Source organism: Corynebacterium sp. (genome assembly GCF_030532195.1).
GTDB lineage: Bacteria > Actinomycetota > Actinomycetes > Mycobacteriales > Mycobacteriaceae > Corynebacterium.
The window spans coordinates 100,863-118,041 of sequence record NZ_JAUNLP010000006.1; the positions used below are offsets into that span (position 1 = coordinate 100,863).

The window sequence follows — 17,179 nt, forward strand, 5'->3', positions numbered from 1 at the left end:
CGAACAGAGGGATTTAAAGATATGTCACAGCAAAAAACCTTGGAACCCGATAAAGCGCCACCGAAGCCTAAGGGAGTCCTGGCATCGCTAGAACGCATCGGCAACGCACTGCCCAATCCTTTTTGGCTGTTCGTGATCCTCGCCGGCGTTGTCATCGTGTCGTCGTGGATTGGTGCGGCGACGGGGATGCAAGCCAAGGATCCCGCCTCAGGTGATGTCATCAAGGTGGAAAACCTCGCCACCGCTGAGTACCTGCAAAAGATGGTCTCCGAGGCGGTTACGAACTTCACTGAATTCGCACCTGTCGGCTTGATTCTGGTGTGCATGCTCGGTGTCGCAATCGCGGAGTACTCCGGATACATCGGATCTGCGATTCGCGCTTCCATCTCCAAGGTCCACTCCCCGGTCATGCTGACCTTTATTGTGGCGCTGGCCGGCGTGACCGGTTCGATTGCCTCGGACGCTGTCTACGTCATTTTGATTCCGCTGGGCGCGGCGGCTTTTTCTGCGGTTGACCGCAACCCAATCGTCGGTGCCATGGTGGCTTTCGCCGCTTCCTCGGCCGGCTTTAACTCCTCGCTGGTGCTGAACATCACCGACGTGCTGCTGGCGGGTATCTCCACGCATGCAGCGCAGTTTGTGGATCCGGAATACGTGGTCTCCCCGCTGGCCAACTACTTCTTCACCATGGCCTCCTCCATCGTGCTGGCGCTGATTATTACGGCTGTGACCGAGCTGTTTATCACCAAGCACGTCGACCGCACTATCCACGAAGACCACGTGGATCACGATGCGGCAGAGTTCACGAAGCCAGGCGCATCTGAAGAGGATGCCAAGGAACAGGAGAAGGAGCAGAACGACTCCACCGCTTCCAGCAACGGCAACGGCCGCGACAAGCTCAAGCTCAACGATGCTGAGCGCCGCGGTCTGCGCTTCGGCAATATTGCTGCTGTCATCTTCCTGGCGCTGTGGTTCGCCGCCCTGTTCGTCCCCGGTTCTCCGCTGCGCGGCGAGGGCGACGGCATTCTCAACTCCGTTCTGCTTACCGACGTCGTGGTGTCTATCGCCCTCTTCTTCGCGGTAGTCGGTATTGCGTACGGCATCGGAGCCAAGACCATTAAGTCCTCTGCAGATGTGCCGGCATTCATGGAACGTGGCCTGGGCACACTGACCACAATGATGGTGCTCTTCTTCGCCGTCTCGCAGTTCACGGCCTACTTCAAGTGGTCCAAGATCGGTCAGTGGACCGCTATTAAGGGCGCGGAATTCCTCACCAAGGCAGACCTGCCACCGCTGCTGCTCTTTGCCGCCTTCGTCCTGATGGTCGGTGTGCTAAACCTACTGATTACCTCCGGCTCCGCGCAGTGGGCACTGATGGCGCCAGTTGTGGTGCCGATGCTGATGTACGTCAATGTCTCGCCTGAGGTCTCTCAGCAGCTGTTCCGAATCGGTGACTCCCCGACAAACATCATCACACCGATGTCGCCCTACTTCGCCCTGGCTCTGACCTTCTTGCAGAAGTACTACAAGCCGGCCGGTGTCGGCACGCTGATGTCACTGGCCATCCCGTACTCGCTGTGCATGCTGGTGGGCTGGTTCCTCTTCTTCGTCGTGTGGTACCTCGCGGGCATTCCGCTGGGACCAGGCGTTCCAGTGCGTTAATTCACAACATAAAAGCCACGTTAGGGCTTAATATTGCTTTCGGCTGCCCACCACCCTGGGCGTCGTAAAGCGAAGAGATATACACAGATTGAGGCGCGGATAGAAGCAATGCCAACCAAGCACCTGAAATTTACTGGATCGACCGGCGAAACGCTGGCAGCATCGATTGACCTGCCCGAAGGAAAGCCCCGCGCATGGGCGCTTTTCGGACACTGCTTTACCTGCAATCGCATGGTGCCCGGCGCGTCGCGAACCTGTAAGGCGCTGGCGAAAAAGGGCATTGCGGCATTCCGCTTCGACTTCACAGGCCTGGGGCAGTCCACTGGCGACTTCGGAGAGACAACGTTTCAGACCAACATTGACGACCTCAAGGCCGCCTACGAGTTCATGGACGCGGAATTTGAAGCACCATCGCTGCTCATTGGGCACTCCCTCGGCGGTGCGGCGGCCCTCAATGCCGGTCGCGATATGCCCAAGGTGAAAGCTGTGGCGACAATTGGTGCTCCGTTTGACCCAGCGCACTCGATTGTCCGTATCGCCGGCGACATTTCGACGGTCGATGAACACGGCACTCAGGTGCTTCAGATTGAAGGCCGTGGCATTCCTATCTCGCGTGAGTTCCTGGAAGTTCTGGCGGACTACAACCCGGAGGACTACTTGAGCCAGCTGCGTAAGCCGCTGCTGATCCTGCACTCCCCGACCGACCAGACCGTCGGCATCGACAGCGCGCAGAAGATTTTCCAGGTCTCCCGCTATCCGAAGTCGCTGATGAGCTTGGACCGCGCCGACCACCTGCTCACCCGCGCCAAGTCCGCTGCCCGCGCCGCAGACCTCATCTACGCCTGGGCCGACGCGTACCTTCCGGCTGAATAGCGCTTCGTTATCATCGATTTTGTGGACTCTAACGAACTTTCACACAATCACGGTCACGACCACGCTCACCCGGATCCCAAGAACACTCCCGCACGCCGCCTTCTGGCTGTCGCGGGACTGACCCTTGTTGTCTTCCTCGCTGAGCTCATCGGTGGTCTGATCTCTGGCTCGCTGGCGCTGCTGGCCGATGCCGGTCATATGGTCACCGACTCCGCCGGCCTCGTGATGGCCGTCGCAGGCCTCGCCATTGCTCGGCGTGGCTCCGATGCCCGTGCCACCTATGGCTACCGCCGTGTGGAAGTTCTTACCGCCCTCATCAACGGCCTGACCGTTTTTATTATCGCGGCCTTCATTCTCTGGGGCGCACTCCGCCGCTTCGGCACTCCTGAGCAGGCGGAAATTCAAACCACCTCCATGCTGGTCATCGCGGTTATTGGCCTGGTCACCAATGTTGTTGCCGCGGTGTTGCTCGCTGGCGCTGCGAAAGAGAGCGTCAACGTCCGCGGCGCCTACTTGCACGTGTTGGTTGACGCTGCCGGTTCAGTCGCGGTGATTGTCTCCGCAATCGCAATTTCGCTGACCGGCTGGACGGCAATTGACTCCATCGTGTCCATTGTCATTGCCTTCTTCATCGTGCCTCGTGCTGCGATGCTGGTCCGCGACTGTCTTCGCATCTTCCTCGAATACACGCCGAAGGGCATCGACCCGGAGCAGATTGAAAAAGATCTCAGCGCCATCAACGGCGTTGTCGAAGTCCATGATCTGCACGTCTGGACGCTCAACGGCAACGACCTGCTCGCCTCTGTGCACTTGGTCCGCTGTGACACGCTCCCCAACGGCGACGAGCACATTATCCTCGACCGCGCGCAGGCACTGCTTCACGACGTCCACGGGATTGAACACGCAACTGTGCAAATTGAGCGGACCGGGCACGCTGACCACGAGTACCCGGCTCACTCCTAAATCCCGCAGTCGCTAGCCCTCGGCTTGCTCCCCCAGCTCGAGCCACTCCATCTCCAGCTCGTCGCGCTCTTCGCGCAGGCAGGTGACCTCGCGGTCGAGTTCGGCTAGCCGCTCAGTGTCCAGATTGTCCACGTCTGCGCTGATTTTCGCCATTTCCGCATTGAGCTTGGCTTCCCTGTCTGACAGCTTGGTCATCTTGCGCTCCAGCGCATTCATCTGCTTGCGCAGGGCATGCTGCTCAGCCGCCGACAGGCCACTGTCCTTGGCCTCGGCCTCAGCGGCGGCCGTGGTCGCCCTCGCCCCTGAACCTGCGCCCGCGGACTCCCGAGCCGCCAGCTGCGCGCGCTTTTCCAGGTACTGATTGATACCGCCAGGAAGATTTGTCAGCTCACCATCGCCAAAGAGTGCCCATGTCGAGTCTGCAATACGCTCAATCAGGTAGCGGTCGTGCGAAATCACCACCAACGTGCCCGGCCAATTATCCAGCAGGTCTTCCAACTCCTGCAGAGTATCGATGTCCAGGTCATTCGTCGGCTCGTCCAGCAACAGGAAATTCGGCTCGCTCATCAGCACACGAGTAAGCTGCAGTCGGCGACGCTCACCACCGGAGAGATCCGCAATCGGCGTGCGCTGACGCTTCGGCGAAAAGCCGAGTCGCTCGGCCAACTGCGACGCGGTAATTTGCTTCTTGCCCAGGTCAATGTAAGTGGCAACATCCTCCACCGCGTCGAGTACACGCATATCCAGCGGCAGGTCATCGAGTTCCTGACGCAGCCACCCCAGGCGAACCGTCTTGCCCTCAATGCGCTTGCCAGCGCTTAGCGGATATTCACCGGCCAAGGCACGCAGCAACGTGGTCTTACCAGAACCGTTCACACCCACCAGGCCGATGCGCTCGCCTGGGGCCAGGCGCCACGTGACGTCGTTAAGCAGCTGCCTGCCGTCGGGCGTTTCCAGGGATGCGTTCTCCAGCTCCACGACCACCTTGCCCTGGCGACGCTGCGAAAACGCCATCAGCTCCACCGAATCACGCGGTGCCGGCACGTCGGCAATGAGCGCCTCAGCTGCTTCAATGCGGTAGCGCGGCTTGGATGTACGCGCCGGTGCGCCACGGCGTAGCCACGCCAGCTCCTTGCGCGCGAGATTGCGGCGACGCTGCTCGGCGGCATCGGCCTGGCGAGCACGCTCAGCACGCGCAAACGTCCAGTCGTTGTAGCCGCCATCGTAGAAATCGACAGTGCCGTCGTGGACTTCCCACGTCTTCGTCGCCACCGTATCCAAGAACCAACGATCGTGCGTGACGACGACCAATGCGGTGCGGCGGGAAAGAACATGATCGGCCAACCACTGCACACCCTCAATGTCGAGGTGGTTGGTCGGCTCATCGAGAATCAGCAGATCCAAGTCGCGGACCAACGCAGCCGCGAGGTTTACACGGCGGCGCTCACCCCCGGAGAGATTGGCGACTTTGGTGTCCATGCCCAGCTCGTTGATGCCGATGCCATCGAGCACCTCGCGAATGGAGGCATCGCCAGCCCACTCGTGTTCGGCAACGCCAAGGGGTGCGATGACACATTCGAAGACCGTGGCATTCGGATCGAGCTCAGCGCCCTGGGTGACATGGGCCATTGCCATATCATTGGCGCGGGAAATGCGGCCAGAATCGGCTGGCTCTACACCGGCCAGAATCTTCAGCAGTGTGGACTTGCCACCGCCGTTTAAGCCGACGACTCCAATTCGGTCGCCCTCTTGAACGCCGAGACTTACGTCTTCAAGCAGAGTCTTCAGCCCAAAGGACTTGGAAATATTCTCGCAATTAATCAGATTCGCCATGATGAGTAACTATTGTGCCCCAATCGACGCGCCCAAGCACACGCCGGATATACCAGGCCACCGGTAGCTCGTCGAACTGTGCACGAGTCACCCATTTGAAATCCGGGTGTTCCGCGCTGAGCCGCACAGGAAGGCTGTTATCGGCCTCCCGCACGAGGAATGTGACCGTGTGAAATCTGTAGTTTTCCCCGCCCATATCGGGATTGGAATAGTGCGCGAATTCGCTGAGCTCAGCTGCCTTCAAACCAGCCTCTTCAGACAGTTCGCGTGCGGCAGATTCCGCCGGTTGCTCGCCGGCATCGAGCTTGCCGCCTGGCAGGTCCCACTGTCCGCCGAGGAAACCTTCGTGCTCACGCAATAGGAGCAACAATCGGTTCCCACGAAAAACGATGCAGTTGCACACCCAGCCATCGTCGTCAGGCCAGTACTTCGTGGCGGCGAGCCCACGTGGTTCTAGTCGGCCATGCCCACTTTCGGTTTCGCCGGTTGGATTTCGGCCCTCGCTAAGCATTGCCCTGCCTACTTTCTTGCAGCTAGTGAATGTGGCACTCGACGGAATCCACACGATAGCCGCTTGCTAACTAGCGGCTAGCTTCAGCGAGGCGAACAAAGTCCGCAATTTCGAGCTTTTCGCCTCGCTGCTTGGGATCAATATCAGCGGCCACCAGTGCTTCCTCGGCGGCTGGGCCTGAACCGTAGAGTCCCGACAGGGCTGCGCGAAGAGTCTTGCGGCGTTGCGCAAAAGCTGCGTCGATAAGCGGGAATAGGCGCTGGCGAAATTCCGCTGAGATTTCCCACGGGGCGTTGTCGCGGTCAAAGCAATCAATACGCACTAGACCGGAATCGACCTTGGGGACCGGCCAGAATACGTGGGGACCAATGGCTCCGGCGCGTCGGACTGTGCCGTAGTACGCGGCCTTGACGCTGGGGACGCCATAAATCTTGGAACCTGGCTGTGCGGCAAGACGGTCTGCCACCTCGGACTGCACCATGACCAACACGCGGGTGATAGTTGGCAGCTCTGCCAGCATGTGCAGCAGCACCGGTACTGAGACGTTGTAGGGCAGGTTGGCCACGAGCGCATCAGGAGCGGTGTGGAAATCCTCGCGGCGCACCTTCAGCGCATCTTTGTGGATTAGTTCCAGCGCGCACCCAGGGGCGCGGTCAGCGACCGTCTGCGGCAGACGGGCGGCCAAGCGCGGATCAATTTCAACTGCTGCGGCGCGGCCGCAGTGCTCAAGCAAACCGAGAGTCAAAGAGCCCAGGCCAGGGCCAACCTCAACGGGGTAAGCATCCTCCGGCAGATCCGCGGCAGCAACAATGCGACGCACCGTATTGGCATCGTGGACAAAATTCTGTCCTAACTTCTTCGTTGGGACAATATCCAACTCCGCGGCTAATTCGCGTACTTCTACCGGTCCGAGAAAGGAAACTTCTGCTTTGGTCACAGTTAGATACTACGGTCTGGCGGCCTAAAAGTAGTTTTAGCGGATGCCCATCGATGCGGTGCAGGCTGGCCATGCGCCCCAGCCCTGACCGGCCTGGACACGCTCAGCAACTGCAATCTGCTCCTCGCGGGAAGCCTGAGATGCACGCGGTGCGTACTCGGTGCCGCCGTAAGCAGCCCAGGTGGAGTCAGTGAACTGCAGGCCTCCGGAGAAACCATTGCCGCTGTCAATAGCCCAGTTACCGCCGGACTCACACTGCGCCAGCTGATCCCATACTCCGTAGCCAGCAGACGGCGCGGCAACGCGGGACTTGGTGCCCTGGCGAATAGTGGTGGTACCCGGAGCCTTCAGCTCCTTTTCATCGATGATCTGTCGGTCCAGCTCATTGCCGTCACGAGTGGCAACCTTAACCTGGCGCTCAACCTTACCCGGCTCGCCCTCTTCCTCGACGACGCGCTCATCTTCGAACATGGAGTCATCTTCGATGATGTTCTCGTGAGCCGGAATCTCTTCGGTCTCAGTGACGGTCTTCTCAATCAGGCGAGAGACCTCGATGCGCATGCCCTCGGTAACCGGAGTCTCAACCGACGGGGTCACCGTGTCATCCTCGCGCAGCTCGATGCCGCGCTCTGCCAGCACATCACCGACGGTGGCAACTGGCAGGTTGAGGTCGATGTCCTTGGCGTCGTCGTGAAGCACGAAGTTTTTGGCACGGACGACGTCGACCTTGATGCCGTCAGCGGAGATCTTGCCCTTCTTGACCTCGACCTTGTCCTTGTCGGAGATCAGTCCCTGTTCCTTCAGGCCTGCGATGAGCTCATCAGTGGTGATTGCGTTGGTCTTGAGCTTCTTCTCCTGGCCGTCGATGACCATGGTGACCGGCTTTGCAGAGCGGTAGACGAGCTTGCCGCCGTCATTGATGTCGCCCTGACGTTTTACCAAATCGCCACCAGCTGCGGAAACGCCGGCCTTTTCCAAAATGGCCTTGTCATCCTTGGACCAGGTCGCGACCTGCTCGATCTGGCCGTCGATTTCGACGGTGACCTTGTCGTACTTGACAGCTGCCACAGAGCCACCCAGGGCGACTGCAGCAGCCAAGCTGCTAGCAGCGATCTTGGACGAAGTAGAGACTCCGCCGTTAGCGCGATTGAGATGACGCTTCTTAGCAGCACTCACGGGTTTCGTCACAGCCTTTCATGGAGGACCAAATAACGGGATGAGAAAATATCTTATGTAACAGTACGATAAAGATTCCGTAATGTCTAAAAGTTACACATAGATTTATCTCACACCGTCAGGGCTGATTAAGACTGCATTTCTGCTGCTCAAACCGAAAACTCGTGGCTGTGAGCGTTAAATGCCGTAAACTCGTCGCGCATTATCGGTGAGAATTTGTGCCATTTCCTCTGCCCCAATTTCTCGGGCCTCAGCCATCGCACGTGCCTGATGACCGATGAAGGTGGACTCATTGCGCGCACCGCGGAACGGCTCGGCCGTCATGTACGGCGCATCAGTTTCCACCAGCAGCTGCTCCGCTGGCGCTTCCGCAACAGCCTGTCGCAGATAATCATTGCGTTTGAACGTCACGTTGCCCGTGAAACTTAAAATGTACCCACGCGCAATCGCCTCACGCGCGACCTCAATAGGCGAAGAGAAGCAGTGCAAAATGACGGTGTTGTCATATCCCTCAAGCGCCGCCATTAGATCCTCATCGGCATCACGGTTGTGAATCATCAAAGGCTTGTCGACGCTCAAAGCCAGCTCCATGTGCCAGCGCAAGCCCGCCAGCTGCTCATCCTTCGTCGCACAGCCGTCGAGGGAATCCAGCCAGTACCAATCCAAACCGGTCTCCCCGATGGCCACGACACGAGGGTCAGCAGCCATCTCGGTCAGGCGGGCCTTGGCTTCGTCGTCAAGCTCGTTTGCCCTCGTCGGATGAATGGCGGTGGCGGCCCAGACATTCGGGTGCGCGTGGGCGGCGGAAAACGCCAGTTCAGTCTCTGGCATGCCGTCACCGACCGTGCATACGCCGACAACACCGGCCGCGGCGGCGCGGTCCATGAGAGCCGCGATTTCCTCCGGCTCCTTTGCCCCGCACGAAGCCAGGTGAGTGTGAGCGTCAAACAGCGGGGTGACAAACTCCGCAGGCTCTGCAACCTTGCGCTTGCGCTTACTCATCCGCCTACTTCACCTGCGCCCACTCGGGGCCGTGCTCTGCGAGCTCGGCATCGAGCTTGGTGAAGATTGGCTTCGGCTTGGCCAGCTTGGTGCCCGGCTCGACATCGAAACGGCACCAGGCGGCCTTCTGATTGACATAATCGCCCATGATGATTGGGTACGTACGTCCCTCTTCCGGCAGGCCGGTGCCCACCGGCTCGACCGGCATGTCGTCCTGGACTTCCTTAATCTGTGGCATCGCAGCCCAGATACCCTCGCCGCCGAGAGTCTCGTAGACCTTCTGAGAGCTTGCCGGCAGGTATGGGGTCAGCATGACGTTTGCATCGCTGACAACCTGCAGCGCAGTCCACAGCACAGTGGCCAGACGCTCACGCTGAGACTCGTCCTTGGCCAGCTTCCACGGCTCCTGCGCTGCAATGTAGGCGTTGGCCTCACCGACCAGGTGCATTGCCGCGGTGATACCGGCGCGGAAGCGGGAACGGCCCAGTGCGTCGCCGACCTCCTCGAAGGTGCGGTCTGCCAGTGCCAGCAGCTCGCGGTCCGCATCGGCCAACTCACCCGGAGTCGGGACCTCACCGAAGTTCTTGTACGCCATGGACACCGTGCGGTTGACCAGGTTGCCCCAGGAATTTGCCAGCTCATTGTTCACGCGACGGACGAACTCATCCCACGTAAAGTCGGTGTCCTGGTTCTCCGGGCCCGCCATGGCAATGAAGTAACGCAGCGGGTCAGCGCCGAATTCTGCCAGGAAGTCCTTGACGTAGATGACCACACCCTTGGACGAGGAGAACTTCGACCCCGACATGGTCAGGTACTCAGAGGAAACCACCTCGGTCGGCAGATTCAACTCGCCGAGCTTACCCACTTCACCACCACGGGAGCCCTCACCGCGGTAGCCCAGCAGCTCTGCCGGCCAAATCTGGGAGTGGAAGGTGATGTTGTCCTTGCCCATGAAGTAGTAGGACAGCGCCTCCGGATCATTCCACCACTTGCGCCATGCCTCCGGGTCACCGATGCGCCAGGCCCACTCGATGGACACTGCCAGGTAACCGACGACAGCGTCGAACCAGACGTAGAGCTTCTTGGTGCCGTTGTCGGACCAGCCCTCCAGCGGAATTGGCACACCCCAGTCAATATCGCGGCTCATGGCGCGCGGGCGGATGTCTTTCAAGATATTCAGGGAGAACTTCAAAACGTTCGGACGCCAGTCCTTGCGCTCCTTGAGCCACTCCGTCAGGGCATCGGCCAGTGCCGGCAGGTCCAGCAGGAAGTGCTCAGTTTCGACGAACTTCGGGGTCTCGCCATTGATCTTCGACACCGGATCAATCAAATCTGCCGGGTCGAGCTGGTTACCGCAGTTGTCGCACTGATCACCGCGAGCACCGGAAGCACCACAGATTGGACAGGTACCCTCAATGTAACGGTCCGGCAGAGTACGGCCGGTCGACGGCGAAATTGCACCCATAGTGGTCTGCTTGACCATGTAGCCGTTGTTGTAAAGGCCCAGGAAGAGTTCCTGCACAACCGCATAGTGATTGCGCGTCGTGGTGCGCGTAAACAGGTCATAGGAAAGGCCAAGACCCGCTAGGTCCTGGACAATCTGGCGGTTGTAGCGGTCGGCCAGTTCCTGAACTGGCACACCTTCCTTTTCGGCCTGCACCAAAAGCGGGGTGCCGTGCTCGTCCGTACCGGAGACCATCAGCACATCATTGCCAATCATTCGCTGGTAGCGAGCGAAAACGTCCGAGGGGACGCCGAATCCTGCAACGTGGCCGATATGACGCGGGCCGTTAGCGTACGGCCACGCAACTCCTGTAAAAATGCGAGACATATTAAACAGGGTAATAGATGGCGTGCGACTGCGATGAACTGTGCCCCTCCCCTGTCGCAATCAGGCTCTGATGACTGGCTACGCTTTAGTCCTATGTCCATCCGGCACACCACCTCTGATTCGGCTTTTGCCGTAAGCTCGCGCGCAACCAATGCGCTGATGCATCTCATCTCTCACGGTCATCGGCCAGCCGCGCTGATTGGCTCCTGGTTTGGCTACCGCGCCGTCCTCGCCGCTGATGTCGAGTTAACCGCCTGCGCTGCGTCCGAGCTGTTCGCAGACTCAGCCGACGCGTGGGTCTTTGGGTACCGCCCCTACTCCGGGGACAGCGCGCATGGAGTCACCGATTGCGTCGCATTGCTTGACGACGAAGGCGTGTGGCACTTTGACGGCCCGGGTTCGAAAGACCCCCATCATCCTGGGCTCGTAGCCTTACGGGAAGCTATTGCCGCCTCACATCAAAGCGAGCCAGCAGAAGCCTTGGAGTGGGATCACGGAGACAGTGCCGCCCACCGCGCGGCGGTCTTGAGCTGCAAAGAGGCTATTGCAGCAGGCGAGGTCTATCAGGCCTGCATATCTACTCGCTTCCATGCCGAACTCGCGCCGAATATTGATGCACTTTCACATGCTGGTGCATGGTTTGCCACCCGCGTCGCGCACTACCAGCCAGCTCGCGCAGCATTTTTACCGGGGGATTTGGATGCAGGCATTCCGATCGTGGCCTCACTGAGTCCAGAGGAATTTCTCATTCGCAGCGGCACTACTGTCAGCGAAACTCCGATTAAAGGCACTATCCCGGAAGACCACGACCCAACCGAACTGCTACGCAGCAGTAAGGACATCGCCGAGAACATCATGATTGTCGACCTTGTTCGCCATGACCTGGGGCAGGTGGCCACCACCGGAACTGTAAAGGTCACGGATCTGCTCAGTGTGCGACCGGCCCCAGGAGTATGGCATCTGTTCTCCACTGTCGAAGCCGAACTGCCTGAGCACCTGCCGCATGCTGAACTCATCGAGGCCTGTTTTCCACCGGCTTCCGTCACCGGTACACCAAAGCTACGCGCACAGGAACTGCTCCGACAGTGGGAACCGGCAACTCGAGGTGTGCACTGCGGCGCCATCGGCGCTGCCTGCGGCGACGCACTGGAGCTCAACGTGGCTATCCGCACCGCTGAATACAGAAAAGACCCGAACTCGGGCAGAGTTCGGGTCGAGGCCGGAATTGGTGGCGGAATCACCATCGACTCCACACCCGATGGGGAGTGGGCCGAAATTGAGGCGAAAGCCGCCCCGCTGTTGCGGCAGCGCTAACTAGCTCTCATCACCGCGCATGCTGCGGGCACGACGGCGTTCGCGCTGCTCGGCGGCTTCTGCCAGGCGGCGTTCACGGGCCATACGGAGGGCAAAGCGACGCTGTTCCTTATCATCCAGGTAACGGGGATCGTCGGAAAGCCCCTTGACCAGCGCGACCATCAGCGCCAGGATGACCAGCACGAACGGGCTAGCTGCCAAAATAGTGATGTTCTGCAGGTTCGACAGCGCATCGCTGCCGCCAGTGACCAGCAGGACAATCGCAATCAAGGCGGTGAAGACACCCCACATAGCAGTGACACCACGGGATGCGGTCAGACGACCGAACTGGCTCATGGTACCCATCACCGTGGAAGCCGAGTCAGCCGAGGTAATGAAGAAGGTAGCCAGCAGGACCATTGCGATGATTGAGGTGATTGCACCGCCTGGCAGGGAATCCAGCAGGTTGAACAGCTGGGCTTCTGCGGAACCATCGCCATAGATGGACTTGCCACTTTGCTCTGCGGTGATTGCCGAACCACCGAAGATGGAGAACCACACAGCCGACACGATGGACGGAACTGCGACGACAGTGAAGACGAATTCACGAACGGTACGGCCACGCGAAATGCGGGCGATGAACATACCGACGAACGGCGACCAAGAAATCCACCAAGCCCAGTAGAAGATGGTCCAGGACGACAGCCACTCACCGGCGGTGCCATCGGCAGAAGCGCTGGAACGGGCAGCCATCTCGAAGAAGGAGTCGAAGTAGTTGCCAATCGAGGTCGGGATCATGTTCAAAATGACCACGGTCGGGCCAACCACCAGCACGATTAACGCCAAAATGCCAGCGGCAACCATGTTGAAGTTCGAAATGTACTGAATACCCTTGCCCACACCGGACAGTGCCGACAGCAGAAACGCGCAGCCCAAGATAATAATCAGACCGATCCACAGCGGAGCGCCCTTGATGGCATCAAAACCGTTGAGCTCCAGGCCCGCAGAAATCTGCAGCACACCAACGCCCAGGGAGGCTGCCGTACCGAAGACGGTGGCGAAAATCGCAAGCGCGTCGATAAGCTTGCCCAACCATCCCTCCGCGCGGCGTGCACCAATCAGCGGAATGAAGGCGGAGGAGATCAGCTGCTTACGGCCAAGGCGGTAGGTGGAGTAAGCAATTGCCAGGCCGACGATTGCGTACAGGGACCATGGGTGCAGGGTCCAGTGGAACATCGTCGATGCCATTGCGGTGCCGACTTCGTTGGGCTGATGGCCCGGGACACCTTCGCGGTAGAAAGTCAGTGGCTCGGCAACGCCGTAGAACATCAGGCCGATGCCCATGCCGGCTGCAAACATCATCGCAATCCAGCTAGGAGTGGAAAACTCCGGCTTCTCCTGATCCTTGCCCAAGCGGATGTGTCCGAACTTGGAAATTGCAATGGAGACAATGAAGAAGACGAAAACGGTACTGGCGAGAATGAACAGCCAGCCGATATTTTCGACAACCCACGACAACGACGTCGAGGCGAAGCTGGAAAAGCTATCCGGCGCTGCAAGACCCCAGATGACAATTGCCAGAATGGCAATAACTGCGGGGACTGTAACCCCCATGTTGACCGGAGTGTTGGCGGATGTCATGTCCGCTCTGGACTCCGATTCTTCCTGTAGTACTTCCTGTTCTGGTGGATTCGTCATTCCTCCACCATGTCCGCTGCTATACAGGGATTTCAACTAAGAATGCGTGAATTCTCAGCTAAAACTCATTTTTATTTGAAAATACAGCAATTCCGCCGAATGCGTTTCCGCTGTTCACCACAGGTCTTTCATACAACACGCGGAGGAAAGATAACAATCAGCTAACGATTTTCCTCACGCGCTGCCAAAACCGCTTGATAAAGATCTCGATGCTTACTCATGCCCGCCTCTGCCGCGACCTGCTTGGCGGCATCTTTAAGCCGCATTCCCTCGCCCACAAGCTCTTCCACACTTCCAACCAGATCTTCGACAGCGACCTCTGTCGCCTGGCTGGAAACCCCCTCAATGACCACCGAAATCTCACCGCGCACACCTTCGGCCGCCCAATCCGCCAACTCCCCCAACGTAGCGCGGCGGGTTTCCTCAAAGCGCTTGGTCAGCTCGCGGCTTACCGACGCACGTCGGTCCGCTCCCAGAATCTCCGCAGCATCCTTCAGCGTGGTGGCCAAGCGATGTGGCGACTCGAAGAAGCAGCACGCTCGGCGCTCCGTCTTCAGCGATTCCAACCAAGCCCGGCGCGCACCCTGCTTGCGCGGCGCAAAACCGTCAAAACAGAAATGTCCGACATTGAGCCCGCTGAGCGCCAACGCTGTTGTCACTGCACTCGGCCCCGGCACGCAGGTGACAGGAACATCCGCATCATGGGCTGCTGCCACCACCGCCAGACCGGGATCGGAGACGACTGGCATGCCTGCGTCAGTCACCACAATGACCTTCTGCCCCGCCTTCGCAGCACGAATCAGGGCCTCGGTGCGGTCATCCTCGTTGTGATCAAAGTTCGAAATGAATTTCCCCTTTGGGGAAATGCCCAGCGCTGTTGCCAGGTTGCGAGCCCGCCTGGTGTCTTCCGCTGCGATGATATCGGCGTCGATAAGCGCACTGCGTAGCCGATCAGAAGCATCACCGATATTGCCCAGCGGAGTGGCGACCAACGTGATTCCAGCAGCAAGCGGTTCAACGTCGCTTACTGATTGGATCTCATGCGGATTGGGGATCGAAGCCGGATGCGTCATGATTCCATACTTTAAACTGACTGTCGTGACTAATGCCGTTTTGCCCCCACCGACACAATCTTCAGCTCAACCTCACTCGCGCACACTGCGCCCGTGGGATCGGTGGGACACGGTACTTTTTATCGTTCTCGGGCTGCTAACCGCGCTCACCCGCTTTATCGGGCTGAGCAGCAGAACCGACAATGGCACCCCGCTTTTTGACGAAAAGCACTACGTCCCCCAGGCCTGGCAGATCCTGGAGTCCACGCGAGACCCCTTTTCCGCAGGTATTGAGGACAATCCCGGCTTCGGACTCATCGTGCACCCACCAGTGGCCAAGCAGGTCATCGCGCTCGGCGAATGGCTCTTCGGCTACAACGCCCTAGGTTGGCGTTTCATGTCGGCGGTGTGTGGCACACTCGTCGTCTTAGCGCTGATGGACATCGTCCGACGTCTCACTCGCGGCTCGAGGTTGGCGGTGGGCATTGTGGGGCTCTACGCGCTTGCCGACGGCGTGCTCTTTGTCTCCTCGCGCGTCGGCATGCTGGATATTATCCAGACCTTTTTCATCGTCGCAGCTGCATGGGCGCTGGTTCTTGACCAGGCGGATTCCAACCGTCGCTTGACTGCTGCCACTCAGCTGGGCGTCTATGGCCCCTACTTGAGTTACCGCTGGTGGCGCCTGCTGGCCGGTGTGTTCTTGGGTCTTGCCACCGGCGTGAAGTGGTCTGGTCTGTACTACATAGCCGCCTTCGGCCTGTGGTCCGTTTTCACTGACCTGGTGTACCGCCGAGAGGCTGGGGCGCAAAAACCGGTCGTCGGCGCATTGGTCCGAGACACGGCCCCGGCGCTGCGTGACTTAGTTGTTGTCCCGCTTGGCCTGTACTTCCTCAGCTGGCGCTCGTGGTTTGCCGAAGAAACCTCGGTTTACCGCCACATTTCCCCCGACGAACGCGATACGGGCCTACCCGGTACCGGCTGGTTGCCGGAGGCGGTGCAGAACTACATGCACTACCAAAACAGCGTGCTGAGTTTCCACGCCGAATTGACCACTTCCAACGGCCACCATCACCCCTGGGAATCCAAGCCCTGGGAGTGGCTAGTCAGCTGGCGGCCCATGCTCTACTACTCCACCGAGACCACCTGCGGCGGCCAGGATTGCAAGGGCTGGATGATGCTCTTTGGCACCCCGCCAATCTGGTGGCTGCTTGTGCCTGTGCTGTTGTGGGCCGCGTGGCGCTGGCTCCGTCACCAGGACGGGCGCTACGCGCTGCCGGTTATTGGCTTCCTCGCCTCCTGGCTGCCGTGGGTTATCGCATATGACCGTCAGATGTACTTCTTCTACGCCACCGCACTGATTCCATTCGTCCTCATCGCATTTGCACTGCTTGCCGACGACCTGGTCAACTGGCGCCCCGCCGGACAACCAGCCGGACTCATCGTGGTGGGAGTCCACGCGGTACTCGTGGTCGCCGCATTCATTTTTTGGCTACCGATTATGACGGGTTACCCATTGCCAATCGACCACTTTGACTGGCGATTCTGGCTGCCGTCCTGGAGCTAGTCACGCTGTGGCGGCAGGCCGGTAACCGGTAGTCCCGAGGCCGCTCGCCACGCCTGCGCAAGAGCCTGCGGCGTATAGCCGCCGAGCCACACCACCGCGAGTGCGACAGCCGAGAAAAACATCAGGGCAAGACCGGCGATTTCCGGCAGGCCTTGGACACCAATCAAGATGTCACGGATGCCAAAACCAATGCTGAACGTGGCAATCGCGCCGTAGACCGGCGCCATACCCATCGCTGCCCGAGGCCGCCACGCAGCCCAGAACATGCCCACTGCCAGAGCCAGGCGAATCGCCGCAAGCTGGAAAGCAGCGCGTGCACCAATCTCCATGGGGTCGACGGTGGCGGTGGATCCGTCGATAGGCGCACCAGATGTCGGTGCGGTAGTGCCGAATTGAATCATGTCTGAGGTGTCGGCAAGCGTGAGGATGCCCCAGACCGCCCAGCACAGCCCCAGCGCGATAAGCAGCCCGCGAGCGGTGCCAGCCATAATCATCCACGCGCGTTCGCGGCGGCGGCGTTCGGGTTCGATGGAGACCAAAATGCGTTCGGACAGGTCGTCGGTGGAGATGTCCGGCATGCCGTCGGCCGGCCCCACAGTAAGTGCACGGTTGAGCCGGACTGCGCGTTCGTACCACGTGCGGCAGTCCTCGCAGGCGCTCAAGTGCGCGTCAATGACTTCGTCGGCAATCGTCGGCTTCTCACCGTCCAGACGCGCTGACAAGCCTGCGCGAATGTCCTCGCATTCCACGGGGAATCTCCACCGCCTTTTACATACTCGTACGG

At 59.5% G+C, this 17,179-nt stretch carries 14 protein-coding genes; 5 read left to right on the forward strand and 9 right to left on the reverse strand.

The window, feature by feature from the left end:
- Positions 1 to 21 precede the first annotated feature (21 nt).
- The 3 genes from Q4E11_RS07845 (at position 22) to Q4E11_RS07855 (ending at position 3,498) form a co-directional block, all read left to right on the forward strand.
- Entirely contained in the window at positions 22 to 1,662 is a 1,641-nt protein-coding gene (locus tag Q4E11_RS07845; RefSeq protein ID WP_303164973.1) for an AbgT family transporter, read from the forward strand.
- A 108-nt stretch (positions 1,663 to 1,770) separates the two neighbouring features.
- Positions 1,771 to 2,535 (forward strand): S9 family peptidase, encoded by a 765-nt coding sequence (locus Q4E11_RS07850; protein ID WP_303164975.1) that lies wholly within the window; start codon positions 1,771 to 1,773, stop codon positions 2,533 to 2,535.
- Positions 2,536 to 2,556: 21 nt separating this feature from the next.
- Complete coding sequence (locus Q4E11_RS07855) at positions 2,557 to 3,498, forward strand: cation diffusion facilitator family transporter (protein ID WP_303164976.1); 942 nt, start codon at positions 2,557 to 2,559, stop codon at positions 3,496 to 3,498.
- A 12-nt stretch (positions 3,499 to 3,510) separates the two neighbouring features.
- Here the strand turns inward: Q4E11_RS07855 and Q4E11_RS07860 are convergent, their stop codons facing one another.
- The 6 genes from Q4E11_RS07860 to metG form a co-directional block, all read right to left on the reverse strand.
- On the reverse strand, positions 3,511 to 5,331 hold the full coding sequence (locus tag Q4E11_RS07860; protein ID WP_303164978.1) for an ABC-F family ATP-binding cassette domain-containing protein: 1,821 nt from the start codon (positions 5,329 to 5,331) through the stop codon (positions 3,511 to 3,513).
- On the reverse strand, positions 5,315 to 5,842 hold the full coding sequence (locus Q4E11_RS07865) for an NUDIX hydrolase (protein WP_303164980.1): 528 nt from the start codon (positions 5,840 to 5,842) through the stop codon (positions 5,315 to 5,317). Before Q4E11_RS07865 ends, Q4E11_RS07860 begins: the two co-directional genes overlap by 17 nt.
- Before the next feature lie 70 nt (positions 5,843 to 5,912).
- Positions 5,913 to 6,779, reverse strand: coding sequence for a 16S rRNA (adenine(1518)-N(6)/adenine(1519)-N(6))-dimethyltransferase RsmA (gene rsmA, locus Q4E11_RS07870; protein ID WP_303164982.1), 867 nt, complete (start codon positions 6,777 to 6,779; stop codon positions 5,913 to 5,915).
- A gap of 36 nt (positions 6,780 to 6,815) precedes the next feature.
- Complete coding sequence (locus Q4E11_RS07875) at positions 6,816 to 7,955, reverse strand: resuscitation-promoting factor (protein ID WP_303164983.1); 1,140 nt, start codon at positions 7,953 to 7,955, stop codon at positions 6,816 to 6,818.
- 177 nt (positions 7,956 to 8,132) lie between these two features.
- Positions 8,133 to 8,957, reverse strand: a complete 825-nt coding sequence (locus Q4E11_RS07880; RefSeq protein ID WP_303164985.1) for a TatD family hydrolase — start codon at positions 8,955 to 8,957, stop codon at positions 8,133 to 8,135.
- Positions 8,958 to 8,961: 4 nt separating this feature from the next.
- On the reverse strand, positions 8,962 to 10,788 hold the full coding sequence (gene metG / locus Q4E11_RS07885) for a methionine--tRNA ligase (protein ID WP_303164986.1): 1,827 nt from the start codon (positions 10,786 to 10,788) through the stop codon (positions 8,962 to 8,964).
- A gap of 93 nt (positions 10,789 to 10,881) precedes the next feature.
- Between metG and Q4E11_RS07890 the strand changes: the two genes are divergently transcribed.
- Complete coding sequence (locus tag Q4E11_RS07890; protein ID WP_303164987.1) at positions 10,882 to 12,102, forward strand: aminodeoxychorismate synthase component I; 1,221 nt, start codon at positions 10,882 to 10,884, stop codon at positions 12,100 to 12,102.
- On the opposite strand, the gene Q4E11_RS07895 is transcribed toward Q4E11_RS07890, so the two are convergent.
- Together Q4E11_RS07895 and rsmI are read right to left on the reverse strand one after the other, a co-directional pair.
- Positions 12,103 to 13,722, reverse strand: a complete 1,620-nt coding sequence (locus tag Q4E11_RS07895; protein WP_303165098.1) for a BCCT family transporter — start codon at positions 13,720 to 13,722, stop codon at positions 12,103 to 12,105.
- A 218-nt stretch (positions 13,723 to 13,940) separates the two neighbouring features.
- Positions 13,941 to 14,852: a 16S rRNA (cytidine(1402)-2'-O)-methyltransferase gene (rsmI, locus tag Q4E11_RS07900; protein WP_303164988.1), complete on the reverse strand. Its 912-nt coding sequence runs from the start codon at positions 14,850 to 14,852 to the stop codon at positions 13,941 to 13,943.
- 25 nt (positions 14,853 to 14,877) lie between these two features.
- On the opposite strand from rsmI, the gene Q4E11_RS07905 reads away from it, so the two are divergent.
- A complete protein-coding gene (locus Q4E11_RS07905; RefSeq protein ID WP_303164990.1) occupies positions 14,878 to 16,395 on the forward strand; it encodes a dolichyl-phosphate-mannose--protein mannosyltransferase in 1,518 nt (505 codons plus the stop codon).
- Here Q4E11_RS07905 and Q4E11_RS07910 read toward each other — a convergent pair.
- Positions 16,392 to 17,144, reverse strand: a complete 753-nt coding sequence (locus tag Q4E11_RS07910; RefSeq protein WP_303164992.1) for a zf-HC2 domain-containing protein — start codon at positions 17,142 to 17,144, stop codon at positions 16,392 to 16,394. The two genes, Q4E11_RS07905 and Q4E11_RS07910, sit on opposite strands and share 4 nt — an antisense overlap.
- Positions 17,145 to 17,179: the final 35 nt, after the last annotated feature.

Excerpts from the sequence above, each read along its gene's own strand:
- Q4E11_RS07845 (WP_303164973.1), top strand. The coding sequence starts at position 22 with ATGTCACAGCAAAAAACCTTGGAACCCGATAAAGCGCCACCGAAGCCT.
- Q4E11_RS07850 (WP_303164975.1), top strand. The coding sequence starts at position 1,771 with ATGCCAACCAAGCACCTGAAATTTACTGGATCGACCGGCGAAACGCTG.
- Q4E11_RS07860 (WP_303164978.1), bottom strand. The coding sequence starts at position 5,331 with ATGGCGAATCTGATTAATTGCGAGAATATTTCCAAGTCCTTTGGGCTG.
- Q4E11_RS07865 (WP_303164980.1), bottom strand. The coding sequence starts at position 5,842 with ATGCTTAGCGAGGGCCGAAATCCAACCGGCGAAACCGAAAGTGGGCAT.
- Q4E11_RS07880 (WP_303164985.1), bottom strand. The coding sequence starts at position 8,957 with ATGAGTAAGCGCAAGCGCAAGGTTGCAGAGCCTGCGGAGTTTGTCACC.
- metG (WP_303164986.1), bottom strand. The coding sequence starts at position 10,788 with ATGTCTCGCATTTTTACAGGAGTTGCGTGGCCGTACGCTAACGGCCCG.
- Q4E11_RS07890 (WP_303164987.1), top strand. The coding sequence starts at position 10,882 with ATGTCCATCCGGCACACCACCTCTGATTCGGCTTTTGCCGTAAGCTCG.
- Q4E11_RS07895 (WP_303165098.1), bottom strand. The coding sequence starts at position 13,722 with ATGACATCCGCCAACACTCCGGTCAACATGGGGGTTACAGTCCCCGCA.
- rsmI (WP_303164988.1), bottom strand. The coding sequence starts at position 14,852 with ATGACGCATCCGGCTTCGATCCCCAATCCGCATGAGATCCAATCAGTA.